Here is a 23,800-nt window from a genome sequence, read left to right on the forward strand (position 1 = left end):
GACTAGCTGTCGCGGCCGCGTAGATACCGCACCGTGCGCGCCAGTGCGAGATCATCGCACGGTTCGCAGGCGGTAAGGCGGCCTTTTTCCACGCGCAGGAGAAGATCGCAGCACCGCGCCACCAGCTCCATGTCATGGGTTACTACCAAAACGGTCTTGCCCTGCCGGGCTAGGGCGTCTAGCAGGTGGGCCACCCGGTGCATGCGGCACAGGTCCAGCCCGCTGGTGGGTTCATCGAAGACGATTACCTCGCGCTCACTTAGGACTGCTGAGGCGATGGCCACGCGCTGGCGTTCGCCGCCCGAAAGCGACATCGGGTGCCGGGCCCGCTTGTCCGCGAGATCAAGTGCACCAAGCACCTCGGTAAGGCGCGCTTCGTTTTTCCCATCCGGTCCACTGGTGCCGATGATTACGTCGGACTCCACGCTCTCCCCGAAAAGCTGGTGGTTTACGTCCTGCATTACTAAATAGGACTGGCGCAGGCGCTGCCGGGGACCCGAGAGCGAGCGGTTATTGATGTCCACCACGCCGGTGGCCTTAGATTCCAGGCCAGTCAGAACGCGCACAAAGGTAGATTTTCCGGCCCCGTTGCGTCCTACCACGCCGATGACTTGTCCTTGCGGCAACTCCGTGTGGCTGATGCTCAGGGATGGCTTTGTAGCCTTGGGGTAGGTGAACTGTAGCTTTTTGAGCACCATCGTGCCACTTGAAGGGCGTGGCTCGCGGGTCACCTCGGGGACCTGCTGCGCTGAGCGCAAGCCCATGCGGTACAGTTCGGCCTTGTCTAGGGTGCGAAACTCCGAGCCGCTGAGATCATGAGCGATCTGCCCGTCCTGCATAACCAGCACTCGGTCCACGATGTCAACTAGGTAGGAAAGCCGATGCTCAGCGATCAGGACGGTGCGGCCCTGTGTCTTCCACTGCGCGACGATGCGGCGCAGCTCATCGACGGCGGCGAGGTCGAGATTTGATGATGGTTCGTCTAGTAGTAGTACCTGTGGGTGCATCGCGGCCACTGAAGCGCATGCTATTTTTTGTTTCTGGCCGCCGGAAAGTGTGAACAGGTGCCGGTCGAGGAGATGAACCATGCCGAAATCTGCGGAAAGTTCCCCAATACGCTGTCGAATCTCGTTGGGCGCCACGCCGAGGTTTTCGCAGCCAAAGGCGAGTTCGCTGGCTACTTCCAGCGTGAAAAATTGCGACTTGGGGTTTTGGAACACTGAGCCTACGCGTTCGGCGATGTCGTGTGGGTGGGCATGAGTGATGTCTTCGTCGTCCAGCAGCACCTCCCCCGAAATCTGGGCGTCGCAGAACGTGTGCGCCACGCCGTTTATCAGGCGTAGCAGGCTGGACTTACCGCAGCCTGATTCGCCACACACTAGAACTAGTTCGCCCTTCGCCACGGTGAGATTTACGTGGTGCAGCACCGGCTCCGCTGTGTTTTGACCATAGGATAGTGACACATCGTGCAGCTTTATCACGGCAGCATCACTATATTTACCAGTAGTAGGATCAGGGACACGACGAGCACGCTTATGACTATTGCGTCGCCTACGCGGAAGCCTATCTCGCACAGCGTGGTTCGTCGGCGAGGCGAGCCCAATCCGCGGGTCACTGCAGACATAGCCAGCTCGTTGCCGATGCTCACAACGGACGCCAACAGTGGCACAAAGCGGTATTCGAGCATAGCGATCGGGTTGCGCAGGCCCGAGATGCCACGCATCTGCATGGCGGTGCGGATATCGCGGTATTCCTCGAGAATCGTCGGGAAGAACCGGAACATGATGGACGTGGGGATGGTCAGGGCGTCGGGGCTCCGCATGCGCTGCATCGCGGCCATGAATTCGCTGGCCGAGACGGTGCGTAGTAGGTACCAGCAGCACGTGATGCCAGGGAGGATGAGCGAAAGCCCTGCGAACCACGTAGCGCACACGTCCACGATGATGTGGCGCTCGGGCAGGGCCTGTACCACCACCGCAGGAAAGCCGGCGAGCACCGCGAAGGTGAGTGCGTATCGCAGTGCAGCGGCCACCATGCCGGAGGCGAGGAAAAGTGCCCCGGGAACGGCAATGAGCATCCACCGGGCGGTGCTGCCCAGCGCCCCACTGGACCCGGCCGGTGAGATGAGCACCGAGGACACCACGAGGATGACCAGCACCGTGGTGCGTGGGTCCAGATGGAGTCCCGCTGTGTGCGTGCCTGATCCGGGCAAAGTGGGCGACATCAGGCGATTCCTGCTCGCTGGAAGTGCTTGGTGAAGATGCGCCGGCCGAGGATCCCGCCGAGGATCCCGCAGACGAAGGTTACTATCACAATGATGAGGAATAGCCAAGTCATCTGGCCAATAGAGGTGAGGCCATCCGCGAAACTAGCACCATATTTGGTCTGCATGCCGCTGCTCTCTATGTAGCGCCGAGTGGTGAAGAAAAGCGGAATATATGATGCGGTGGGTGACACTGCTATAAAGGCATAGGCGATCACACTGTGTATTGCGCTCGTATACTTGCCGGCGCGCAAAATTAACTCGGCAAACACGGCCATGACCAAGCTGAGCAGCAGTGGCCATATGTCTAAACCAAGCAGCAGGCTGGCGAGGCCGCTGAGAAGAAGGAATATGAAGACCATGCCGGGCTTGTGCACCTTGGCCAAGAACAGCATCATCGGGATGCCCAGGATGAGGGCCTGAACGCTGGTGATCATCACGTAGGTGATGGGGGTGATGCCGATGAAGGCGATGGCCACGCCGGCTACCAAGTTGATGACGAAGAAGATGCCGATGTTCATCAGGTCGGTGATGTTCAGCCGTCCTGCTTTTGCATCTTTCGGGGTGGTGTGGGGAGTACTGGGCATGATGTTTCCTTTCAGATTAGGCTGCTTGTGCGTAGCACTGGGTTGGGGGCAAGTGGCTTGTCAGGTGAGTGAAACAGGTGTGGCATGAACTCTAAATTTCGCCTTCTTCTACGTCGCTGCCGACGATGTCGGCGATCAGGTCGGACAATTCTCGGACCGTTGGATGGTTGAATACGTCACGTATGGAGATCTCTACTGACATTTCTCGACGAATCGAGTTAGTAAGCCGCACGGCCGTGAGCGAGTCGGCACCGATGGTGAAGAAGTCATCGTCGATGCTGATCTCCTTGGGCCCGAGGAGTTCTTGCAAGATGGTAATGATACCCGAATCTCGGTGATTACGAGAGCGTTCCCTTGTTTGTGGTTGTTCAAAGGTTTTTCCTTCTAAACTCTTGCGATCAATCTTGCCGTTCCAAGACCGTGGTAGCCCATCAATGCGTGATATCACGCGTGGACGCATATAGGCAGGGAGAGACTCGGCGAGGTGGTTATTGAGTGCTGCCATGTTAAAGCCCTCATGCGTAACAACGTAGAGAACAATGCCATGGTCGTTGACAGCGACGCAATCGCGGAGTTCGTTGAATTTTCGTGCTGTTGACTCGATCTCACCGAGTTCGATGCGGTAGCCGTTGACCTTAACCTGACCGTCCTCGCGCCCCAGGAAGATGATGTGACCAAGGTGATTGTAGAGGGCCTTGTCGCCCGTGCGGTACATTCGTTCGCCGGTGCGGGGGTGGGTGATGAATGATGCTGCGGTCTTCTCTGGGTCCTTCCAGTACCCCATGGCCAGGCCACGTCCGGCAATGTAAAGGTCTCCCGGCACATGCGTGGGTCGGGGGTTCAGGGCCTCATCGAGGATGTACATTCGCTGATTTGCCAGCGGCGTTCCATAGGGAATGCTGGTACGCGAGGCATCATCGACGCCTACCTCGTACCAGTTTGACCATATCGATGCCTCGGTAGCACCCCCAGCAGCGAAAACTGTGCAGTCCCGGAAGAGGGTGCTGACCTGGTAAGCGATATTTACAGGTATCCAATCTCCGCTGAGTAGTGCCGACCGTACGGAGGAACCAATGAGGCTCCGTTCGCGGAGGTGTTCCACGTACATCGAAAAAAGTGCTGGCACAGAGTTCCACAGCGTCACCGAGTGCGTAGTTACGGCATCTGCCCAGCACTGCGGATCACGTTTGTCTGCTGGAGATGGCAACACCAAGGTAGCACCCCGCGCGAACATCCCGAAGATGTCGTATACCGATAGATCGAAGTTTAGCTCTGAAATCCCCAATATCCGGTCGGTCGGAGTCACCCCGAGGCGTTCGTTGACATCGACAATCGTATTGACCGCCGACTCGTGGGTGATGGCTACTCCTTTGGGAGTGGGACCTGACCCCCATGTGGTGGACACCTGATATCCAGCCCAGTCGAGCTGGGAAGAAAGGTAATCTACCACCATGTCCAGGTACTCCGAACAGTTCAAACGCGATGCCGTAGCCCTCTATGAGAACAACGAGGATCTCTCGCTGAACTCAGCATCAGCTGAGCTCGGTATCAACCGTACCTCGCTACATTCTTGGGTCAAAAAGTACGGCACTGGCAAACGTGCCCGCACGAAGGCCGTGCACGATCAAGCCCAAGCGGCGAATGATTCTGCGCGAATCCGTCAGCTGGAAAAAGAAGTCTCTAAGCTGCGCGAAGAACGCGACATCCTGCGTAAGGCCGCGAAATATTTTGCCGAAGAGACTCACTGGTGATCCGCTTCCAGTTTGTCGATGACCACCGAACCGAGTACTCGGTTAAGCGGATGTGCGATGTGTTAAAGCTGAATCGTTCCTCGTTTTACAAGTGGGTGAGCACCCGTAAAAACGCTGGTTAAAGATGTATTCTGATGCCGTTATTGGTGCAAGAATCAAGACCATCTTCGATGATGAGCACGGGCTTTATGGTGCTAAACGCATCGCCGCAAGCCTCAAGGAGGACACGACGTATACCCCGATCAATCACAAGAAAGTTGCACGCATCATGAAATCCATGGGGTTAAAAGGCTTTAGCAAACGGCGTCGATGCATTACTACCAGGCGTAAGCCTGGTCACCGTGTCATGCCAGATCTAGTAGGCCGCAAGTTCACAGCTGGCGAGCCAAATCGTGTGTATGTCGGTGACATTACTTACCTGCCGTGTAGGGGAGGCAAAAACATGTACCTTGCCACAGTCATTGACACGTATTCACGTAAACTTGCAGGTTATGCACTCGCAGACCACATGCGGGTCTCACTAGTTATCGATGCTCTAGCCCACGCACACGGCGTGCGCGGCAGTCTTGACGGGACTATTTTCCATTCCGATCACGGCAGCGTGTACACCTCACAAGCCTTTAGGAACTACTGCTCGTCGTGAGGTGTGCGCCAGTCCATGGGCGCGGTTGGAACGAGTGCCGATAATGCCCTGGCAGAATCCTTTAACGCCACCTTAAAGCGGGAAGTGCTGCGTGATCGGAAAGTCTTTGACAACCCAATTAGCTGTCGTCAAGAGGTCTTCCGGTGGTGCATGCGCTACAACACGCGCAGGCGGCACTCCTGGTGCAATCTCGTAGCTCCTGATGTCTTTGAAGCCGAGACTTCGGCTATACTGACCACAGCAGCATAGCTAGCCCCCGATGTGTCCACTTTCCGGGGGTCGGGCCCTCACCACAACATCAAAACCGACCGTCGAGTCCACTACATCCTCGACCCCATCACCGGTACCATCGCCTGGCTCCACCGAGACGGCACCTACCAACTAGACCACGCCACCGGGCCCCTAGCCACACCCCAAACACACTGGAACCACACCTGGGCACAATACCTCGCACTACAACAACAGAGAACAAAAAGAGGAACGGCAACAGATTAGGTTGATGGCAACCGGAGTACGGCTCCATGATTGATCTCGCCATGCCTTAGTGTGCCGTTTTCCTCCTCTGGGATGATGCTTGCCGTCGTTCATGGTAGCTAAACTATAAGAGGTAATTTCCCATTTACAAGGAGAATTTGTCTCATGACTGATGCTGCGGCTCGCGCCGTTGACTTGTTCAAGCAATACGGAAGCGACGACACAGCCGTTGTGGCCCTGGATCATGTATCCATTGAATTCGGCAAGAACGAATTCACTGCGATCATGGGTCCATCGGGCTCCGGTAAGTCGACGCTAATGCACACGATGGCTGGTTTGGATTCCGCGACTTCCGGCTCGGCGTTTATCGGCGATACCGATATGTCGGCGCTCAACGACAAGGACATTACGGCGCTGCGCCGTGATCGGCTGGGCTTTATCTTCCAGTCCTTTAACCTTGTTCCTACGCTGACTGCCGCGGAAAACATCACGTTGCCGACCGACATTGCGGGTAAGGACGTCGATAAGCAGTGGTTCGAAGAGGTAACTCGCCGTCTAGGCTTGGCAGAGCGCTTGGAGCACCGACCGGCTGAGCTATCAGGCGGCCAGCAGCAGCGCGTGGCCTCTGCCCGCGCGCTGGTTTCCCGTCCGGAAATTATCTTCGGCGATGAGCCAACCGGCAACCTGGACTCCAATTCTTCGGCCGAGGTGCTCGATATTTTGCGCACGGCAGTGGACAAGGATGACCAAACCGTGGTCATCGTGACGCACGATGCGAAGGCAGCGTCGTACGCGGACCGAGTGGTTTTCCTTGCTGACGGCAAGCTTGTCAACGAGTTGCACAATCCGACGATGGAGGCCATTCACCAGGTAATGGCGGAGATTGAGGGCTAAATGGCACGCGGAAATGCAATGCGCAGGGTGTCCCTGCGCAATATCGTGGCGCATAAGTTGCGCCTTGGGCTGACAATTCTCGCGGTGGTCTTGGGCACGGCGTTTATTGCCGGCTCGTTTATGTTCACCAATTCGCTGAAGTCTACTTTTGACTCCGCCGTGGATAATGAATTTCGTGGCGTGGATGCGGTGGTGAGCCAGAAGGACGACAATGGCGCGAAGCTGGATGAAAAGCTTCGCCAGAAGTTGGCCGATGATGAAGATGTCAAGAACATCAACATCGCGGATTCGGAGACCGTCGTCGCAGCCAATGAGAACTCGGAGGCCTATCAGACTCAGGGCGGTACGGCTAGCGTTGTCCCGTTCTATCCAGAGGATAAGGTCGTTGGTGGTGCCGATAAGCTGAAGGAGGGCGAGGAGCCGAGCGGTAAGGACGAAGTCCTTGTCAATTCCTCCGCGGCGGATAAATACGGAATCTCCGTGGGACAAAAGCTCATTGTGGTTCACCCCGATGAGCAGGATACGGTTACCGTTTCTGGTATCTCGGAGCCCGCCGTCGACCAGGGCGATAGCATCGTGCTGAGCATGGCCGAGAAGGACTACCTGGAGCGCTACGGCGATCCGAGCCAGCTCAAGGTTTCTGCGGCCGAAGGCGTGGATGCGAACGCCTTGGTGGATCACCTAAATGACAAATATGACGTCAAGGCGGAGTCGGGCGAGCGCCTGGCGGAGGAAACCTCTGAGATGATGTCCTCCGCCTTGAAGTTCATTAACTATTTCCTCATTGCATTCGGCTTGATTGCGCTGCTGGTGGGCACGTTTATCATCGCTAATACCTTCTCCATGATTGTCGCCCAGCGCACCAAGGAATTCGCACTTCTGCGTGCGCTGGGTGCTTCCCGCCGCCAGATTACGAACTCGGTGGTAGTGGAATCTGCCATCGTGGGACTTCTGGGTTCTATTGTTGGCGTCGTTGCCGGTATGGGCTTGGTGGCCATCATTAAGGCAGTAATGAGCGCGAAAGGAATGCCGTTCGACGGTGGCTTGGGCCTGAGCGTTTCGGCCATCGTGGTCCCGATTATTTTGGGCACCATCGTGACGGTCGTATCCGCGTGGGCCCCGGCACGGCGCGCAGGTCGCGTGCAGCCGGTTGAAGCGATGCGCACCACCGAGTCTGCTTCTGCAACGTCCCTGAAGGTCCGCACGATTTTTGGTGCCATTATTTTGCTGGTTGGCATTGTTGCGGCGTTGGCAGGCGTGCTTTCCGACGGCGAGACGAACGTCCGCGCCGTCCTCGTCGGTGTGGGCGCGTTCGGGGTCATTGTCGGTTTCTTCTTGGCTGGCCCGGCCTTGTCGCTGCCTTTGGTACCGACAGTAGGCAAGGTAATCGGTGCGCCTTTCGGTGCTATCGGTTCTTTGGCGGCGACGAACTCTCGTCGCAATCCACGCCGCACGGCAGCTACTGCATTTGCCCTGACCCTAGGCGTGGCCTTGGTGACGGCTATTGGCATGCTTGGCGCGACGATGAAGTCCTCCGTGGCCGATACCGTGGAGCAGAACATCACCTCCGATTATCTCCTTTCTGGCCCTAGCTCCGGTGAATTCCCAACACCGAAGGACACTGGTAAGCGTGCGGCTGAGGCTGAGGGTGTAGATAAGGCCATCACCATTGGTATGGCCCCAGTAACCGTGGATGGTCAAGCATCGATGGATTATGGCCCACAATTCCAGCAGACGATGACCGCGGATGGTGATCCATCGTCGATGATTGCGCTCGACATGGTCGAGGGCGATGCCAACTTGGAGAAGGGCTTCATTGCTACCGAGGACTTTGCCAAGGAACACGGCTGGAAGGTAGGAGAGACCTATAAGGTAGCTTCTGCGGAAAAGGACAAGAAGGCCGAGGCCAAATTGGTCGGCATCTTTAAGTCCACCGATGTGGTGCAGAATATGGTGCTCTCGCAGGAGGTAGCTGAAAAGGTTGCACCGGAGAAGTCCTTTACCGTCCAGATGGTGGGCGTCTTGGGTCAAGAAGGCTATGACAAGGAAGAACTGCGCCATAACCTGGAGGATTCGGTCAAGGATTTGGTCGTGGTTCAGGTTAATTCTGGTGAGGAGTATGCGGGCCAAGCCGCCGGATTCATCGACCAGATGCTTTCCATCCTGTATGGCCTACTTGCCCTAGCGGTGATTATTGCCGTGCTGGGCATTGTCAATACCTTGACCTTGGGCGTAATCGAGCGCCGCCAGGAGATCGGTATGTTGCGGGCTGTGGGCACACAACGCCGCCAGATCCGCACGATGATTACCCTGGAGTCCGTGCAGATCGCGCTCTTTGGCGCGGTGATGGGCATCCTCATTGGGCTCGGCTTGGGCTGGTCCTTCATCAAGATCCTCGGCGATGAGGGACTAGACTCTGCGCAGATTCCGTGGGCGATGGTGCTCATTATGCTTGTGGGCTCGGCCCTCGTCGGCATTATCGCGGCAGTATGGCCGTCGCACCGCGCGGCGAAGACGCCGCCATTGGAAGCAATCGCCGACTAGCTGCCTAGTCTAAGGCCTCCCCTCATCACACGTTGAGGGGAGGCCTTAATGCTTTTACGCGGCCATCCATGCCTTGACTGCCGATACCGCATCCTTGGTCTTCATATCGGGCAGGTAGGCGTGCATGGTGGCCAGCGCGATGGAAGGAAGCTTCAATTCATCGTGATAGCACAGGTACCACGGGTGCTCCTCGGGTTGGAATTTGCGCTTGCTGGCCGCTAGAGTGCGGAATCCATAGAGCGGTTCGACTTCCTCACCGATGCGGTTGAGGGCGACGTCGAGCCAGCTAGGCTCGTCTGGTTGTCCGGCAAGTGGGGCGCCGGAAAGGGAGATCCAGCCGAGGTCTTCGTCATGAGCGATGAGCATCGCTTCTGAGATGAGGAGCTCGATGACGCCTTTGAAGCCGTGCTCATTGCGGCGCATGACGTCGAGAACGTAGCCGACAATGGCACCATTTTCGTATACCGGCATCCAGCTGGTGACACCGTGTAGAGTGCCGTCGGCGGACTCAGCCAGCAGGAGCCGAGTGCCGTCCACCATCATTTCCTCAAGACCGCCGAGGGTAAAGCCCATTTCAGGGAGGGCTTTGTCAGAGACCCAGTCCTCGCTCAGCGCGGTGATGCGGGCGATGGAGGCGATATCCAGCTCCTTCCAGGTGGTCCACCGTGTCGTGATGCCTTCCTTTTCTGCTTTGTTTCGTGCGGTGCGCACGTTTTGGAATTTCTTCCCCTTGAACTCTACGGATTCGCAGTTGAGTACGGCTTCTTCTGCGACCTGGAGGCGTTTTAGCTCCGGGTGCGCGTCAGCGAATTGTGCATTGACGGAATACCACGCGACGGCCCAGCCTTGCTCGGCGGCGAATTGTTCAAATTCGGAGCTGATATCGAGGCCGACGGGGGCGCCCAGCGTGAGGGCAATGCCATTGGAAACCCGGTACGCCACGTAGGAATCACCGTGGAAGAAATACCGGTTGGATTTCCACAGGGTCATAAAAGATAGGTGATCGCCGGTACCGGCTTCGAGTAAGCGGCGCGCGGTGTCGCGGTCGGACTCTTGGGCTGGGTCAACAGGACGGGAAAATCCGAGGTAGAGCCGTATAGCTACGAGGAGCCAGAAAGCATTTCCTACCCACTCGTAGATGAACCAAGAAATCATGGTTGCTGGTGCGACGTGGTGGGGGAGGATGAGCGCGACGACGGCCGGTACGAAGCGCAGTGGGGTTTCTGCAAGGATCGCCGCGAGGTTCGCCGGGGGTACGGTGTTGTGCAACGAGGCGGTGAGGATCCACAGGCCCGCGCCGATGGCGGCGGCAAGTATGGCGAGGGTGACCGTCCGAGTGAAGAATGCGCGGTTTTCGTGGGTGTGAAACAGTGAGCGGTTAATTAGCAGCATGAACAGTGTCAGTAGCCAAGGCAAGAGGACGAGCACGAGGTTGGGCAGGAGATAACTCAGGCGGGCGTCATCCCAAAGCTGGTAGGTCAACAGGGTGATGGCAAGTACCTGGGTAATGACCGCCATCCACCACGCGAGCACGCGGCCGCGGGTAAGACCAAAGCACACCACTAGCTGGATGATGAACGGCATGATATTGGCTACCACGGCGCCGATGCCTTGGGCGCGGGCGAGATCGACTGCCGCGGTGCAACTGGCAGAAGTGACCGAATCCGCGCAGGACTGGGTGGCCTCCAAAGCGGATAGATGTGGGGTCCACAGGAGCTGCGTGATTTGGGAGAACGGGCCTTCTGCCATTGGATCGAGGGCTACGAACGCAGGCCCGATGGCCACGCAGGCGACGCCAACGGCGAGGAGCACTCGGCGCTCCCTGATGGAAGGCGGTGCGGGTTCGGGCTTAAAGAGAAGTTGGCCCGCCGTAATGGAAAGTGCGGCGGCAACGATGCCGAGGACATCGGACATGGTGCCGGAATAGAGCACAAAGGTAGCGGTAAGCACGATAAGCGAGATGCGTAGCCGGCGGCGCCACAGGCGGGGTAGTAGGGCGGAAGCAAAGCCGGCGGCACCGGCGATGAAACCGATTGGGGTGAGGAAGGTATCGCTAAGGAGATCATTGCCCCACCGGTTCAGGCCTACGGTCTCGATTCCGCGGGCAAGGACGATGGATAGAGGCACAGTAATGAGCTGAGAGATAATTCCAATCGCCAACGTGCGCAGGGAGCCCAAGCGCCATTCTGCGGGAACGAGCCACAACAAGATAAGGACCGACAAGATGATAGCGCCGCCAGGGTGCGCGGTAGTCAGCGCCAACCAGTGAGAGGTGGGGAAGTCCACTAGGTGGAGCGCCCACATGATGACTAAGACGGCCAGGGAAACAGGAAACCTGGTCAGGATGGTTTTAAGAACGGACATCGTTGGCTCCAATTCCGTCGAAGGGATCCTTAATCGCGGTCATGCCACCGCGACGGGCGGCCCAAGCGAAAGATTCGCGCAGGGCTGGGCGCCACACCTGGAAGGAGTGGCCGCCGGGGCGGGTGCTGAAGTAGGTTTTCATGCCGGCGTTGCGGGCGGCGTCGGAAAGCGAGTACAGGGCGTTGACGGAAGCTGTGTCCTTATCGCCAGCGATGAAGATGGCCTGGGCGGAGTAGTGCTTGTGGGCGAGCAAGTGTGCGGGGTCCTGGTCATTGAAGGCTGACTCGTCGCCAGCGAAGAATTTCTTCACCGTGGCCGCGTGGTTGCCAATTGTGGGCTCGGCCTCGCCGGAGATGTCGATGATTGAGCCATAGGCTTCGGGGCGGTTGGTAGCGATCTGCAGAGAACAGGTGCCGCCGTAGCTTAGGCCGCCGACGGTCCAAGTGCGCTGATCCGGGTTGACCTTGAACTTCTGCTTGATAGCTTGCGGCACGTCTTGGCTGAGGTAGGTCATGACCTTGGCCTGGGTGCTATCGGCGCAGATGGGATTGGCTGTTTCAGAGCCGGTGGCGTCCACGGCAACGACGATAGGGCTGCGCCCTCCATTCGCCGCCTGGAATTGGTCTGCGGTTTCGGCCGCTTCACCCGAACCGAACCATTGCTCTGGGCCACCTGGGTTGCCGTGCAGGAGGACGATGACAGGAAGGGTGTGGTCCGTCCAGTATGCAGGCGGGATATACGCCGTAGCTTGGCGAGCGGAGAAATGGGAGGTGGTGCCCGGAAGATCGACGTGGACGATCGCTGCACCGGAATTGGTGTGGGAAAACTCCTCGTAGCTCATTTCTTTTGCCACGGGGCGTGGGTCTAGGGAGGCAATATCTGGGTAGGTTTGGTACTCCATGTTGATGATGCCAACGGTGGCGAGGAGGGAGAAGACTCCGGCCGCAATCGTGACAGTTTTGGGCTTGCGGAGAAACGCCGCCACGGGGACGAAAGCTGCGAGGAAGATATACCACGGCACTTGCCAGTGCTGGAGAAAGTACCAAGCGATGACGCACAGCAGGGCCGCGATGACCAGCGGCCACACCTTGCGTTGAAGGAGAATGATGATTCCTGCAATCGCGAGGATGGCGTAGAAAATCACGCCGTTGATGGGATCCGCCAAAGGCAGATTCAAAAGGAAACTCACGCGGAAAACATTAGGCCTGTGCAGGGCAAAAGTAACTGCTAGTTAGCTGGGAGTTTGCCCCTTAAACCCCGTGATAAATGCGGGCCGCCCAGATGGTGCCGCGCCAGGCTAGAACGATGCCGAGGCCAATGGTCCAGAAGAGGTACTTACACAGTCGCCACCACTGCTTGCGTTTGGTCATCTCGCCCAGTTCCTTCGCCAATGTGGACCAGGTAGATAGGCCACCGGCGAGGCCGAGGGCGAGGAAGGGGTGGAGAAGGGGGACGTCGGCAAGCTGGGTGAAACCATAGGCCAGGCCAAGGGCTAGGGAACCCAAAATATTCGCCACGAAGGTGCAGTAGGGGGCGGGGATAAGCCGGGTAAAGCCATAGCGCAGGCTGCCGCCGATGAAGCCGCCGAGAAGGACGCAGAGAAGATTCATCGCAGCTTGTCACCTGCCAGGTAGCCGCCCACGCAGCCGATGATGGTGGCAAGGACATAGGCCAGGGCCACGGTCCAATGGGCCTCGGAGGTCAGGAAAGCGAAGGTGGCGAAGCTGGTGAAACCGCCGAGCACGCCGGTGCCCCAAAAGGGGCCGGGGCGGAAGTAGCCCATGAGGGCACTGCCGAGGATATTGATGACGAGCAGCGGGAGCATGCCGCCGCCGAGCGCGGCGGAGAGGAGGTACCTGGCTACCGCGCCGAGCGCAGCGCCAGCACCCACGACGAGGAACTGAGGCATGCGGCCTATGTTACTTCCAGTCCATCCCCTGGGACTTTACGAACACGCGCACCTCATCCACTGGCTTATTGAGCTTGGGGTCAAAGGCTAGGTAGGCCTTGGTTTCGCGGGCCACGAGGCCGGAGAGCAGGAGCAGGCCAATGAGGTTCGGGATGGCGATGAGGCCATTGGCTAGGTCGGAGAAGGTCCAAGCGAGCTCAAGCTCCGAGACGGAGCCGACAAAGAGGAGGCAGGCGAAAAACATGCGGTAGGGGATAGAGGCCTTGCGGCCGCAGAGGGACTCCAGGGAACGTTCGCCGTAATACGCCCAGGCCATGATGGTGGAAAAGGCGAAGAAAATAATGGAGAGCGAAACGATGGTGCCGCCCCAGTCGCCGGGCAGCACGCGGGAAAAGGCCTCGGCCGTCATAATTCCGGCCTCGTCACGGCCCATATCCCAGGTACCGCCCACAACAATGACCAAGCCAGTGATGGTGACCACGATGATGGTGTCAATGAAGGTCTGCGTCATCGATACCAACCCCTGGCGCGCTGGGTGCGGGGTCTTGGCAGCCGCGGCGGCGATGGCGGCGGAGCCCATGCCGGACTCATTAGAGAAGATGCCGCGGGCAACACCGTATTGAATGGCCATCATGATGGTGGAGCCCACGAACCCGCCACCCGCGGCGGTGCCGGTGAAGGCATCGCTGAAAATCATCGCAAAGGCGGCGGGGATCTCCGCGGCATGCGAGAAGATTACATAGAGCCCGCCCAGGACGTAGACGATGATCATCAACGGGACGAAGGCGGCGGTAATGCGCCCGATGGCGTGGATTCCGCCGAGGAGTACGGATCCCACCAAGACGAAGAGGATTGCACCGGTGGCCGCTGGGGCGATGCCGAAGGTTGATTCCATATTGGTGGCCACAGCATTGGCTTGGGCGAGGTTGCCGATGCCAAAGGAGGCGCAAATTGCAAAGATGGCAAAGAATACTGCGAGTACCGATCCGAGTGGTCCGGGGATGCCACGCTTTAGGTATTGCTGCGGCCCGCCGGACATCTCGCCCTTGGAATCCGTGGTGCGAAAACGCACACCCAGGTAGGCCTCGGTGTACTTGGATGCCATGCCCACGAGGCCGGTAATCCAGATCCATACCAGTGCGCCAGGGCCGCCGATCGACAACGCGGTGGCCACGCCCACGATGTTTCCCACGCCTACGGTAGCGGCAAGGGCGGTGGTCAGCGCCTGATAATTGGAAATATCACCCTCGGTGGACTGTTCGTCAGGGTCTGTGGCAAAAACGTGACGCGTCGCGCGGCCCAGCGCTCGGAATTGGAGTCCTCCCAAACGAATGGTCAGCCATAAGCCGGTGCCTAACAGGAGGGGAATGAGGATGAATGGTCCCCACACCACGGTGCTGATGGCGGAGAGGATGGAATTAAGCGAGTCCATTCTGTAAATCTAGCGAACTATAGAAATGGAGTAAATTTGCCCATACCCCCAGCCGGGGGAATATTCGTCCTGCGCAACCACGGGAGAGCAGGCAAGCTGGAATGACATACCACCCCAACCCTTCAAGGAGCACGCCATGGCCCACGAGCGCGCCGGCACGCTGGCACAGCCCACGGATCTTATTGATATCGCAGAATTGGTCACCGCCTACTACACCCGCACCCCGGACGCCGATAACCCGGATCAGCAGGTGTCCTTCGGTACCTCAGGCCACCGCGGCTCCGCGCTGGATCGAGCCTTTAATGAGGCTCATATCCTAGCGATTACCCAAGCCATTGTGGATTACCGCGCGGAACAAGGCATTGCTGGGGCGATTTTCATCGGCCGAGATACCCACGCGCTGTCCGAACCTGCCATGGTCTCCGCCCTTGAGGTGCTGCTGGCCAATGGGGTGGAGGTTCGCGTCGATGAGCGCGGCCGCTACACGCCGACCCCGGCGGTCTCCCATGCCATCCTGACCCACCCTGGCACCGATGGCATTGTGATTACCCCGTCCCATAATCCTCCCCGCGATGGCGGCTTCAAATACAACCCGCCTACCGGTGGACCGGCCGATGCTCAGGCCACCGATTGGATTGCTGGCCGCGCGAACGAGTACCTGCGCGCCGGGCTGGAAGGCGTGAAGCGGACATCTGTCGCGGGCGTGCTGGACGAGCGCTGCGTGAAGCACGACTACGTGCACAACTACGTGGCTGACCTTAAGAATGTGGTGGATATGCAGGCCATTAAAGATTCCGGCCTGCGCATCGGCGCTGATCCCATGGGTGGCGCCTCCGTGGATTATTGGCAGGCCATCGCTGACCACTACGAGCTCAACATGACCGTGGTGAATCCAGAGGTGGATTCCACTTTCCGCTTTATGACCTTGGATACGGACGGCAAGATCCGCATGGATTGTTCTTCGCCGGATGCTATGGCCTCGCTTATCGACGCCCGCTCTAACTTCGACCTTGCCACCGGCAACGACGCCGATGCGGACCGCCATGGCATTGTCACTCCCGATGCCGGCCTGATGAACCCCAATCACTACCTTGCCGTGGCTATCGAGTACCTCTTTAGCCACCGCCCGCACTGGGGGAGCGCCGGTGTGGGCAAGACTTTGGTGTCCTCCTCCATGATCGATCGCGTGGTGACAAGCCTGGACCGCGAATTGGTGGAGGTACCCGTCGGCTTTAAGTGGTTTGTGCCGGGGTTGGTCGAAGGCGCCATTGGTTTCGGTGGCGAGGAGTCCGCCGGTGCATCCTTCCTGCGCTTCGATGGCTCCGTATGGTCCACCGATAAGGACGGCATCATTATGGACCTGCTCGCCGCGGAGATTACCGCCGTCACCGGCAAGACTCCGTCCCAGCGTTATGCAGAACTGGCGGAGAAATTCGGCGCCCCAGCCTATGCTCGCACCGACGCCCCCGCTAACCGCGAGCAGAAGGCCATTCTTAAGAAGCTGTCTCCTGAAAAAGTTTCCGCCACGGAACTGGCGGGCGAGGAAATCGTGGCCAAGCTGACGGAGGCGCCCGGCAACGGTGCGGCCATTGGCGGCCTGAAGGTGGCGACGGAAAATGCCTGGTTCGCTGCTCGTCCTTCCGGCACGGAAGATAAGTACAAAATCTATGCCGAGTCTTTCTTGGGTGAGGAACATCTCAAGCAAGTGCAAGCAGAAGCACAGGGAGTTGTTTCCCATGTTTTAAAGGGTTAACGCTAAACTCATCCTCGTGAGTAGCAAGATTAATGGGAAGCTGGTGCTCGACGTCATCAGCTTCATCGCCCGCTTTTTTATGGCTTGGGTGTGGATTGACGCCGGTGTGCATAAGCTCGGCAAGACTCTAGACATGACCCAGGCCATCAAGGGCTATGACATCTTTACTCCCGATTGGGCTGGCTACCTCGCCATTGTCATTGGTCCGCTCGAAATCATTGGCGGCGTACTGCTGCTGCTCGGGCTATTCCTGCGCCAGTCCTCCATCGTGGCTACCTGCGTGTTGCTGCTCTTTATGGTGGGCATCGCACAGGCGTGGGCACGTGGATTGGATATTGACTGTGGCTGCTTTGGCTTTGACGCCCAAAATCCTGACCGAGGAATGGATTATGCGAAGACGCTGCTGCGTGACGCCGGATATCTATTCCTGACCCTATGGACCATCAAGCGCCCCTTCACCAAGTTTGCCCTTCACCCCTAGTAGTTGGGCAAGGTAGGCTGATCGAGTCCGAAGAATTGCAAAGGCAAGGTTCAAATGAGCAAAGTATCTGACCCGAACGCCAAGGGTGGCAACGGATTTATTTGGGGAGTCGGCGTGCTCCTCGTCATTATTGCCGTTGTCATTGGCTACATCGTGTGGAACGGTAAACAGTCCGATGACGGCATCGAAGACGTCAATATGACCATGGAGTACAGCGACGGCGCTATCACGCTGAAGGGCGAGAATGCTACGGACGATACCCCTGAGGTAGATCTGTACGAAGATTACTCCTGCCCGCACTGTGCTGAATTGGCTGCAGCTACCGACGGTGACATGAAGCAGGCCATAGAAGATGGCAAGCTGATCGTCCATGTGCGCACCCTCAACTTCCTGGATGGCAAGGATATTGAAGGCCAAGACGGCTACTCCACAAAGGCGGCAGCCGCTATGTCGGAGTTGGCAAAGTCCGGCGACGTCAAAACCTACTGGAATTTGCGTGACTTCCTCATGCAAAATCAGCAAAGTGTTGCTAATAAGTGGGAGACCGGAGACATCGCTGACCAAGCCAAGGAGCTTGGCGCAGAAGACGATGTTGTTGAGTCCATGAAGGACGTGGATATCAAGCAGGGCAATAAGGTGGCAAAGACCAACTATGACAAGCTCGATAAAGAAACCGGCTCGGTCTCTTCGCCGCGCATTGTCCAAAATGGCAAGGATGTTCCATCCGAAAAGGATCAAAAGGCCGGCAAGAACCTGGGTGACTGGGTAGAGATCGTCACTAAGTAGCAGGCGATTTGGAGAGTTAAATACCCTCCATGTATATTTAAGCGAGTTGCAGCCCACAGGGTTGCACCTCGTTTGAGGGGCTATGGCGCAGCTGGTAGCGCACCACACTGGCAGTGTGGGGGTCACGGGTTCGAATCCCGTTAGCTCCACAATATAAAGGAGAGGAACATTAGTTCCTCTCCTTTTTCTTTGTTGCGGTGGGCTAGAGCTCCGCTAGATCCTCATCGAGCATGCGCTGATCGATGGCGATGCCGACGGCCGCGCCGCTGCCCATGGCTTGCGAGACCTGGTCTGGGGAGCTGACCACATTGCCCGCCGCCCACAGGCGCGATACCGAGGTCTGGCCACGCTCTACGCTGATCCAGCCATCTGTTGATTCGCAGCCGGCATCCCGCAGCAGTGCGTCATTGGGCAGAAAATCGGGCCCAGTAAAGCAGGCTTCGTAGGTGTCTTCTCCAGTGGAGCTTTGCACTACAACGCCGGTCGACGATGCCTCCTCTGGCCGGACTTGTGTCACTTGTGCATCGTTTACCTCTACTCCCAATCCGGCGAGTTGGGTGCGATCGAGACCGGTGAGCTCAAGGCCGTTGGGGTAGAAGGTCAGCGTGTCCGTCCACGTGGACAGCAGCTTGCTAATCCGGATGGTAAAAGGCGGATTCGCGCCACCGATGAGCGCAACCTTCTTCCCGGTGACTTCGTAGCCATGGCAGTACGGGCAGTGAAAGACCCTGGTGCCCCACAAATCGCGGAGCCCGGGGACGGCAGGGAGCTTGTCCGTGAGCCCCGTCGCGATGAGAACGTGGCGGGACTCGAGAACCTCGCCGCTGGCAAGTTTTGCCTGCCAAGGCTCGTGCTCGGAAGTGCGGGTGAGTTTCTCCACCGAGCCCTGGGTAATGGTTCCGCCGAATTTCTTGACCTCCGCGTGACCGCGCTGAAGCAATTCGGCGGGAGCCGCGCCATCGAGGCCAAGGATGCCGTGGGCATGTTCGCTGAAGCGATTGCGGGGAGCGCCGGAATCGATTAACTGAATATTTCGGTTAGCGCGGGCCAAGGTGATGGCCGCAGCGGTGCCGGCAAAGCCACCGCCGATGATGATGACGTCCGAGTACATTGCTCCTCCTTTATAGGAAGTGGGTAGCATGGTGCGCAGCCGAGTATATGCAGTCAACATCGAAGGGGCTCGCGCACAGAATGACTGATGATTCCATGGGGTTCTTTACACGCGAAGCGCTCTATGGGGCCTCACCTGTACAGGCGGTGGGCAGGTTCTTTGTAAAGTACTTCAACTTCCGTGGCCGAGCGTCCATGAGTGAGTTTTGGTGGGTCTTTGGTTTCCTCGTGCTGATTTCTGTGGCCATCGGCATTATCGATCGGCACTTTGGCGTGGATATTGAGACTATTGCCGAGGCGGTACTTGTGATTCCAGTCGTTTCCTTGATATGCCGGCGGCTGCACGATTCCGGGAGGACAGGGCTGCTATGCCTGATTGGGTTCATTCCCGTGTTCGGTGGAATCGCGTTGCTCTTTATGATGGCCCTGCCCACGCGCGAGCACGCGGCGCTTTAAAAATTTCCTTGCCTGATTAGGCTGGGCGGCATGCAGACTTTTTCAAAGCGAGTACGCGACACGGATCAAGCAGGTGCCGAGGCGGCTGGATTGCGGTGGCTCGGGGAGGCCACCGACGCGGTGGTCAACGTCGTGAGTGCCGACGGGCTAGAAATCGTTACCGAGCGCGTAGACGAGGTCATGCCCACGCCGGAGGCGGCCCGCAAGTTTGGTGCAGAGCTGGCGCGCATGCACCGTGCGGGAGCTGAAGGCTTTGGCACGCCTCCTACCGAGTGGGAAGGCAAGAACTTCATTGGCAGCATCGAGCAAGACTGCATCCCGACGGATAATTGGGGCGAGTTCTATGTTGAACAGCGAGTGCTGCCCTTCGCGGAACTGGCAGGGATTAGTGCGGCGCAGTTGGACTTGGTAAGGCGTGCTTGCGATGCCATCGCCGCGCGCAGTTGGGATGTGGCACCGGCGCGCATCCACGGCGATCTATGGGCGGGCAACCTGCTTTTTGGAGCGGATGGCGGCATCATGATTGACCCCGCCGCCCATGGTGGACACCCGCATACGGATTTGGGGATGTTGGCACTTTTCGGGGCACCGTACCTTGAGGAGATTTTCCGGGGCTATGGTGCGCCGAAGGACATCGAGAAGTGGATTCCCATGCACCAGCTGCATCCGTTGGCGGTGCATGCGCTGACGCACGGCGCCAGCTATAACCGGCCGCTGGAGCGCGCGGCGGCCGCGACCTTGGAAGTGCTGGGCTAAACGTTCGGCCCCTGCGGCATGATGCGCTTGTGAGCACCGCGGCGCCATAAGGTTTCGATGCGCTCGCGGGCGGCGTCGGGAACCGCCTTGCCCTCTAAGTAGTCATCGATGTGGGCGTAGGTGACGCCGAGGGCTTCTTCGTCGGGAAGCTGGGGCTTATCGTCCTCCAAGTCCGCGGTGGGAACCTTTTCCCAGGTAGAGCGCGGGGCACCGAGGTGCTCTAGGAGGGCGGCGCCCTGGCGCTTATTGAGGCCGGCCAAGGGGAGGAGATCCGCCGCGCCATCGCCCCACTTGGTAAAGAAGGCGGTGACGTTTTCTGCCGCATGGTCGGTGCCGATGACTAGCGCGCCGACCTCGCCGGCGATGGCGTATTGGGTGGTCATGCGCAGGCGGGCTTTGGTATTGCCACGGTTGAAATCGGTGACGTCGGCAAGCTGCAGCGCATCCGCCACTTGCTCATCGAGGGCGAGGGTGGCCGGCTTGATATCGACGGTGGGGCGGTGATCGGGCTGGATGAAATCCAGGGCAATCTGGGCATCGTCCTCATCGGCCTGCACGCCGTGGGGCAGGCGCACGGCCCAAAACTCCGCGCCGTCGACGCGCTCCACCGCCAGCTGCGCAAGCTTTCCCGCCAAGGTGGAATCCTGGCCGCCGGAAATACCCAGCACGTAGCCTTTAGCGCCGGTGGTGCGCAGGTAATCAACCAGGAAGTCCACGCGGCGCTGCACTTCCGCTTCTGGATCGATAAAGGGGCGCACACCCAGGGCTTTTATGATGGTTTGCTGCAGGTTTTCGGCATCATTCGACATGACGTTCATGGTAGCCGCCTGACACAATATTGTGCTGTGAATAAGGAAGTTTATGTCAAGGTAGTAGCTGGCATAGCGGCCCTGGGTGGGCTGCTATTTGGATACGACACCGGCGTGATGTCCGGTGCCTTGCTTTTTATTAGCCCCGCATTCGACATGAGCGCGCACCAAGAGGGCTGGGTGACCTCGATGCTGCTCGTGGGTGCTGCAGTAGGGGCGCTGACGGCCGGGCGCATCGCCGATAGGTATGGGCGCCGCTTCACGCTGATTGCAGGCGGCATCATTTTCGTGCTGGGTTCCATCTGGTGTGCGCTTTCCGGTTCGGTGGGGATGCTGGCCACGGCGCGCACCTTTTTGGGCTTTGCCGTGGGTGCAGTGTCCATCGTGTCTCCCATGTACATCGCGGAGATCGTGCCCGCCAAGGTGCGCGGGCGCATGGTCTCGCTCAATACCCTGGCGATTGTGGTGGGTCAGTTGATGGCCTACCTGGTCAACTCCGCGCTGGCCTCTACCGGCAGTTGGGAGTGGATGCTGGGCCTAGCCGCAGTGCCGGGCCTGGCGCTGGCGCTCGGAATGGCTTTCCTGCCAGAGACGCCGGTATGGCTGGCCACTAACGGGAAAATGCCCCGCGCCCAGGAGATCGCCGGGCGCGCCGGGATGGATATCTCGGAGCTGACCTCGCAGGAGACCGCGCGAAAATCCAGCGGATCCGAATGGAAGGCGCTGAAGGCCAATCGGTGGATGCAGATTACGGTGCTGCTTGCCATGCTGATGGGCTTGACGCAGCAGATTACCGGCGTCAACGCCATCGTGTACTTCGCGCCGACCATGATGAACCAGGTGGGGATTTCCACGGCCAACTCGGTTTATACCTCCATCGTTATCGGCACGGTATCCGTGTTGGCCTGCTGGGTGGGGCTCAAGGTCGTGGACCGCATTGGGCGAAAGCGATTGTTGCTGATCGGCCTGACCGGCAACGTGGTCTCGCTGTTTATCCTCTCCTTTGCCTATTCTCATGCGCAGGACTCCACCGCTATGGCCATGGTCTCGTTGGTATTCATGGCGCTGTTTATCGCCTTCCAGCAGGCTGCAGTGTCGCCTACGACGTGGCTGCTCATTTCCGAGCTGGTGCCACTGCAGGTGCGCGGCCTAGGCATGGGCATTGCGGGGCTCTCGCTATGGGCCACCAACTGGGCCGTGGCGCAGTACTTCCTGCCGCTAGTGGAGTGGCTGACCGGCCCGGTGGCGTTTATCGTCTTCGGAGTCTTCGGCCTCATCGCCATCGGCTACACCAAGGTTTTGGTTCCAGAGACTATGGGACGTAGCCTGGATGAGGTAGGCGAGGAAATGAAGTCGCGCTACGAGCGCGAGTCCGCACCCGTGAAGCCTTAGTGTTTTGGTATTGACGGCCGTGTGAGGTAACATTTTTCCTCGTGTCATGGCTGGGGATTCCCAGTCCGTGCTTTACTTATTCAACCGCATGTAGATTGCGCATAACGAAAGGAGCGCCCGATGAAGGTCCGTAAGTCCCTTCGGTCGCTGAAGAAGAAGCCGGGCGCCCAGGTTATTCGCCGCCACGGTAAGGTCTTCGTGATCAACAAGAAGGATCCCCGTTTCAAGGCTCGTCAGGGCTAATTGAGACGCGATTCCATCCGCTCTCTCCGGCTTTCCGGAGTGGGGCGGATTTTTTCATGCGTGAGCTCTGGCACAAAAGGATACATTCTCTTCAGCCTCGGTGAGCATAAAGGCAAATATATGAATATAATTATTTTGTCTATTCATGTCGTGAGAAAGAAGACTAATGTCCCAGCGAATCGTTGCCGCGCTCACTGCCGCCGCACTCGGATTGTCCGCCCCAGTGGCTCATGCCGCAGAACCACAGTGGGAATCCTCTGCACCGGAGTCCCTTGGCATCAATGACCCGTCCTGTGTGCCTTCAGGGGACATCACTGAGCCCGTTGTGCTGCTGCATGGAACCTCGAATAATGCTTCCGTGTGGGGAAATTTGGTCCACCTCTTGCAAGATCAGGGGGCGTGCGTGTGGGCCTTTGACTACGGCGCCGATGATGTCACCTTGCAGAATATGATTCCAAGCGTCAAAGCCATCGCGGACTTGGATGATTCGGCCGCGGAAATTGCGGATCAGGTGGACTATGTCCGCGAGGTCACTGGCTCGGACAAGGTGAACTTGGTGGGCCATTCCCAGGGCGGTATGCACATCAAGACGTATACACAGATGCATGATGGGGCGGGTCATGTGTCCCATGCGGTGGCGCTAGGTGGCAACTTCCACGGCACCACGCTTAACGGGCAGGGGGAGACACTATCTAAAATCATTACCTTCGCACCGCACCTCGCCGCCTTCCTGGCTAGTACGGCCGGCATCCAGCAAGTAGTGGGGTCGGAGTTTATTAAACGGCTCAATGCGCTGCCAGATACCGCGCCAGGCGTGCTTTATACCTCCATTTACTCGCCGGGGGATACGACGGTGACTCCGAATAGTTCTTCGCAGCTGGCGCTTGTCGACGGCGCCGATGTGGTCAACCTCGACCTAGGCGAGGTCTGCGGCGTGGCTCCTCGGCACGACAAGCTGCCGACCAACCAGACGGTGTTGAGTCAGGTCATTTTTGGCCTGAAGCGCGCCCCGGGGGAGCGGCCGGACCCGTCGACCTGCGTCTCTGAGGGGGCGCCGGCAAGCGGGGCCTAGAGTGGGCCGCCGGCCCCTTAAATGTGAACTTTGACACACAAAATGGTGAACGCCAGGTAAACCTGCAGGAATCCCATTGGT

At 58.5% G+C, this 23,800-nt stretch carries 21 protein-coding genes, 1 tRNA gene and 1 pseudogene; 12 read left to right on the top strand and 11 right to left on the bottom strand.

Annotated features, from left to right (window positions below):
• Nucleotides 1-2 precede the first annotated feature (2 nt).
• The 4 genes from ACKFRY_RS04830 to ACKFRY_RS04845 all read right to left on the bottom strand — a co-directional run bounded on the left by ACKFRY_RS04830 (nucleotide 3) and on the right by ACKFRY_RS04845 (nucleotide 4,303).
• Nucleotides 3-1,463: an ABC transporter ATP-binding protein gene (locus ACKFRY_RS04830; RefSeq protein WP_408923308.1), complete on the bottom strand. Its 1,461-nt coding sequence runs from the start codon at nucleotides 1,461-1,463 to the stop codon at nucleotides 3-5.
• A gap of 14 nt (nucleotides 1,464-1,477) precedes the next feature.
• Complete coding sequence (locus tag ACKFRY_RS04835; RefSeq protein WP_014303365.1) at nucleotides 1,478-2,224, bottom strand: energy-coupling factor transporter transmembrane component T; 747 nt, start codon at nucleotides 2,222-2,224, stop codon at nucleotides 1,478-1,480.
• Nucleotides 2,224-2,850 (bottom strand): MptD family putative ECF transporter S component, encoded by a 627-nt coding sequence (locus tag ACKFRY_RS04840; protein ID WP_150850657.1) that lies wholly within the window; start codon nucleotides 2,848-2,850, stop codon nucleotides 2,224-2,226. Before ACKFRY_RS04840 ends, ACKFRY_RS04835 begins: the two co-directional genes overlap by 1 nt.
• Nucleotides 2,851-2,941: 91 nt before the next feature.
• Complete coding sequence (locus ACKFRY_RS04845) at nucleotides 2,942-4,303, bottom strand: non-ribosomal peptide synthetase (RefSeq protein ID WP_408921901.1); 1,362 nt, start codon at nucleotides 4,301-4,303, stop codon at nucleotides 2,942-2,944.
• On the opposite strand from ACKFRY_RS04845, the pseudogene ACKFRY_RS04850 reads away from it, so the two are divergent.
• From ACKFRY_RS04850 to ACKFRY_RS04860, 3 genes and pseudogenes are all read left to right on the top strand, one after another.
• Nucleotides 4,302-5,493 (top strand): annotated as a pseudogene (locus ACKFRY_RS04850) (IS3 family transposase). The gene ACKFRY_RS04845 and the pseudogene ACKFRY_RS04850 sit on opposite strands and share 2 nt — an antisense overlap.
• A 390-nt stretch (nucleotides 5,494-5,883) precedes the next feature.
• Nucleotides 5,884-6,612 (top strand): ABC transporter ATP-binding protein, encoded by a 729-nt coding sequence (locus tag ACKFRY_RS04855; protein ID WP_408923309.1) that lies wholly within the window; start codon nucleotides 5,884-5,886, stop codon nucleotides 6,610-6,612.
• Nucleotides 6,613-9,156 carry an ABC transporter permease gene (locus tag ACKFRY_RS04860; protein WP_408923310.1) on the top strand — a complete coding sequence of 848 codons (2,544 nt, stop codon included), beginning with the start codon at nucleotides 6,613-6,615 and terminating at the stop codon, nucleotides 9,154-9,156.
• A 54-nt stretch (nucleotides 9,157-9,210) separates the two neighbouring features.
• Here ACKFRY_RS04860 and ACKFRY_RS04865 read toward each other — a convergent pair whose 3' ends face one another.
• The 5 genes from ACKFRY_RS04865 to ACKFRY_RS04885 all read right to left on the bottom strand — a co-directional run bounded on the left by ACKFRY_RS04865 (nucleotide 9,211) and on the right by ACKFRY_RS04885 (nucleotide 14,861).
• On the bottom strand, nucleotides 9,211-11,520 hold the full coding sequence (locus ACKFRY_RS04865; protein ID WP_408921904.1) for a bifunctional lysylphosphatidylglycerol flippase/synthetase MprF: 2,310 nt from the start codon (nucleotides 11,518-11,520) through the stop codon (nucleotides 9,211-9,213).
• Nucleotides 11,507-12,709 carry an alpha/beta hydrolase-fold protein gene (locus ACKFRY_RS04870; protein ID WP_250409881.1) on the bottom strand — a complete coding sequence of 401 codons (1,203 nt, stop codon included), beginning with the start codon at nucleotides 12,707-12,709 and terminating at the stop codon, nucleotides 11,507-11,509. Before ACKFRY_RS04870 ends, ACKFRY_RS04865 begins: the two co-directional genes overlap by 14 nt.
• A gap of 61 nt (nucleotides 12,710-12,770) precedes the next feature.
• Nucleotides 12,771-13,130 carry a fluoride efflux transporter FluC gene (locus ACKFRY_RS04875; RefSeq protein ID WP_408919631.1) on the bottom strand — a complete coding sequence of 120 codons (360 nt, stop codon included), beginning with the start codon at nucleotides 13,128-13,130 and terminating at the stop codon, nucleotides 12,771-12,773.
• Complete coding sequence (locus tag ACKFRY_RS04880) at nucleotides 13,127-13,429, bottom strand: fluoride efflux transporter family protein (RefSeq protein ID WP_005327346.1); 303 nt, start codon at nucleotides 13,427-13,429, stop codon at nucleotides 13,127-13,129. Before ACKFRY_RS04880 ends, ACKFRY_RS04875 begins: the two co-directional genes overlap by 4 nt.
• Before the next feature lie 10 nt (nucleotides 13,430-13,439).
• Complete coding sequence (locus tag ACKFRY_RS04885) at nucleotides 13,440-14,861, bottom strand: sodium:alanine symporter family protein (protein ID WP_005323911.1); 1,422 nt, start codon at nucleotides 14,859-14,861, stop codon at nucleotides 13,440-13,442.
• Between the two features lie 136 nt (nucleotides 14,862-14,997).
• On the opposite strand from ACKFRY_RS04885, the gene pgm reads away from it, so the two are divergent.
• From pgm to ACKFRY_RS04905, 4 genes are all read left to right on the top strand, one after another.
• Entirely contained in the window at nucleotides 14,998-16,614 is a 1,617-nt protein-coding gene (gene pgm / locus ACKFRY_RS04890) for a phosphoglucomutase (alpha-D-glucose-1,6-bisphosphate-dependent) (RefSeq protein WP_198492005.1), read from the top strand.
• A 16-nt stretch (nucleotides 16,615-16,630) separates the two neighbouring features.
• The gene (locus ACKFRY_RS04895) at nucleotides 16,631-17,095 is read left to right on the top strand and encodes a MauE/DoxX family redox-associated membrane protein (RefSeq protein ID WP_408923311.1); all 465 of its coding nucleotides are present in this window, start codon (nucleotides 16,631-16,633) and stop codon (nucleotides 17,093-17,095) included.
• 54 nt (nucleotides 17,096-17,149) lie between these two features.
• Nucleotides 17,150-17,881 carry a thioredoxin domain-containing protein gene (locus tag ACKFRY_RS04900; RefSeq protein ID WP_005323917.1) on the top strand — a complete coding sequence of 244 codons (732 nt, stop codon included), beginning with the start codon at nucleotides 17,150-17,152 and terminating at the stop codon, nucleotides 17,879-17,881.
• Between the two features lie 76 nt (nucleotides 17,882-17,957).
• Nucleotides 17,958-18,030, top strand: a tRNA-Ala gene (locus tag ACKFRY_RS04905).
• Between the two features lie 53 nt (nucleotides 18,031-18,083).
• Here ACKFRY_RS04905 and ACKFRY_RS04910 read toward each other — a convergent pair.
• Complete coding sequence (locus ACKFRY_RS04910; protein ID WP_408923312.1) at nucleotides 18,084-18,992, bottom strand: NAD(P)/FAD-dependent oxidoreductase; 909 nt, start codon at nucleotides 18,990-18,992, stop codon at nucleotides 18,084-18,086.
• 80 nt (nucleotides 18,993-19,072) lie between these two features.
• On the opposite strand from ACKFRY_RS04910, the gene ACKFRY_RS04915 reads away from it, so the two are divergent.
• Both ACKFRY_RS04915 and ACKFRY_RS04920 read left to right on the top strand, forming a co-directional pair.
• Complete coding sequence (locus ACKFRY_RS04915) at nucleotides 19,073-19,447, top strand: DUF805 domain-containing protein (RefSeq protein ID WP_408923313.1); 375 nt, start codon at nucleotides 19,073-19,075, stop codon at nucleotides 19,445-19,447.
• Nucleotides 19,448-19,477: 30 nt separating this feature from the next.
• Nucleotides 19,478-20,203 (top strand): fructosamine kinase family protein, encoded by a 726-nt coding sequence (locus ACKFRY_RS04920; protein WP_408923314.1) that lies wholly within the window; start codon nucleotides 19,478-19,480, stop codon nucleotides 20,201-20,203.
• Here ACKFRY_RS04920 and nadE read toward each other — a convergent pair.
• On the bottom strand, nucleotides 20,200-21,021 hold the full coding sequence (gene nadE / locus ACKFRY_RS04925) for an ammonia-dependent NAD(+) synthetase (protein WP_408923315.1): 822 nt from the start codon (nucleotides 21,019-21,021) through the stop codon (nucleotides 20,200-20,202). The genes ACKFRY_RS04920 and nadE overlap by 4 nt on opposite strands.
• Before the next feature lie 27 nt (nucleotides 21,022-21,048).
• Here nadE and ACKFRY_RS04930 point away from each other — a divergent pair, with 27 nt between their 5' ends.
• From ACKFRY_RS04930 to ACKFRY_RS04940, 3 genes are all read left to right on the top strand, one after another.
• A complete protein-coding gene (locus tag ACKFRY_RS04930; RefSeq protein ID WP_005323927.1) occupies nucleotides 21,049-22,404 on the top strand; it encodes a sugar porter family MFS transporter in 1,356 nt (451 codons plus the stop codon).
• A 120-nt stretch (nucleotides 22,405-22,524) separates the two neighbouring features.
• Nucleotides 22,525-22,647, top strand: coding sequence for a type B 50S ribosomal protein L36 (gene ykgO / locus ACKFRY_RS04935; protein WP_003847162.1), 123 nt, complete (start codon nucleotides 22,525-22,527; stop codon nucleotides 22,645-22,647).
• A gap of 166 nt (nucleotides 22,648-22,813) precedes the next feature.
• The gene (locus ACKFRY_RS04940; protein WP_408923316.1) at nucleotides 22,814-23,719 is read left to right on the top strand and encodes an alpha/beta fold hydrolase; all 906 of its coding nucleotides are present in this window, start codon (nucleotides 22,814-22,816) and stop codon (nucleotides 23,717-23,719) included.
• Nucleotides 23,720-23,800 lie beyond the last annotated feature (81 nt).

Source organism: Corynebacterium tuberculostearicum (assembly GCF_046097255.1).
GTDB lineage: Bacteria > Actinomycetota > Actinomycetes > Mycobacteriales > Mycobacteriaceae > Corynebacterium > Corynebacterium tuberculostearicum_J.

Bases quoted from the DNA above. Each gene is read 5' to 3' on its own strand.
- ACKFRY_RS04835 (WP_014303365.1), bottom strand. From the start codon at position 2,224: ATGTCGCCCACTTTGCCCGGATCAGGCACGCACACAGCGGGACTCCAT.
- ACKFRY_RS04840 (WP_150850657.1), bottom strand. From the start codon at position 2,850: ATGCCCAGTACTCCCCACACCACCCCGAAAGATGCAAAAGCAGGACGG.
- ACKFRY_RS04845 (WP_408921901.1), bottom strand. From the start codon at position 4,303: ATGGTGGTAGATTACCTTTCTTCCCAGCTCGACTGGGCTGGATATCAG.
- ACKFRY_RS04855 (WP_408923309.1), top strand. From the start codon at position 5,884: ATGACTGATGCTGCGGCTCGCGCCGTTGACTTGTTCAAGCAATACGGA.
- ACKFRY_RS04860 (WP_408923310.1), top strand. From the start codon at position 6,613: ATGGCACGCGGAAATGCAATGCGCAGGGTGTCCCTGCGCAATATCGTG.
- ACKFRY_RS04865 (WP_408921904.1), bottom strand. From the start codon at position 11,520: ATGTCCGTTCTTAAAACCATCCTGACCAGGTTTCCTGTTTCCCTGGCC.
- ACKFRY_RS04875 (WP_408919631.1), bottom strand. From the start codon at position 13,130: ATGAATCTTCTCTGCGTCCTTCTCGGCGGCTTCATCGGCGGCAGCCTG.
- ACKFRY_RS04880 (WP_005327346.1), bottom strand. From the start codon at position 13,429: ATGCCTCAGTTCCTCGTCGTGGGTGCTGGCGCTGCGCTCGGCGCGGTA.
- ACKFRY_RS04885 (WP_005323911.1), bottom strand. From the start codon at position 14,861: ATGGACTCGCTTAATTCCATCCTCTCCGCCATCAGCACCGTGGTGTGG.
- pgm (WP_198492005.1), top strand. From the start codon at position 14,998: ATGGCCCACGAGCGCGCCGGCACGCTGGCACAGCCCACGGATCTTATT.
- ACKFRY_RS04900 (WP_005323917.1), top strand. From the start codon at position 17,150: ATGAGCAAAGTATCTGACCCGAACGCCAAGGGTGGCAACGGATTTATT.
- ACKFRY_RS04910 (WP_408923312.1), bottom strand. From the start codon at position 18,992: ATGTACTCGGACGTCATCATCATCGGCGGTGGCTTTGCCGGCACCGCT.
- ACKFRY_RS04915 (WP_408923313.1), top strand. From the start codon at position 19,073: ATGACTGATGATTCCATGGGGTTCTTTACACGCGAAGCGCTCTATGGG.
- ACKFRY_RS04920 (WP_408923314.1), top strand. From the start codon at position 19,478: ATGCAGACTTTTTCAAAGCGAGTACGCGACACGGATCAAGCAGGTGCC.
- nadE (WP_408923315.1), bottom strand. From the start codon at position 21,021: ATGAACGTCATGTCGAATGATGCCGAAAACCTGCAGCAAACCATCATA.
- ykgO (WP_003847162.1), top strand. From the start codon at position 22,525: ATGAAGGTCCGTAAGTCCCTTCGGTCGCTGAAGAAGAAGCCGGGCGCC.
- ACKFRY_RS04940 (WP_408923316.1), top strand. From the start codon at position 22,814: ATGTCCCAGCGAATCGTTGCCGCGCTCACTGCCGCCGCACTCGGATTG.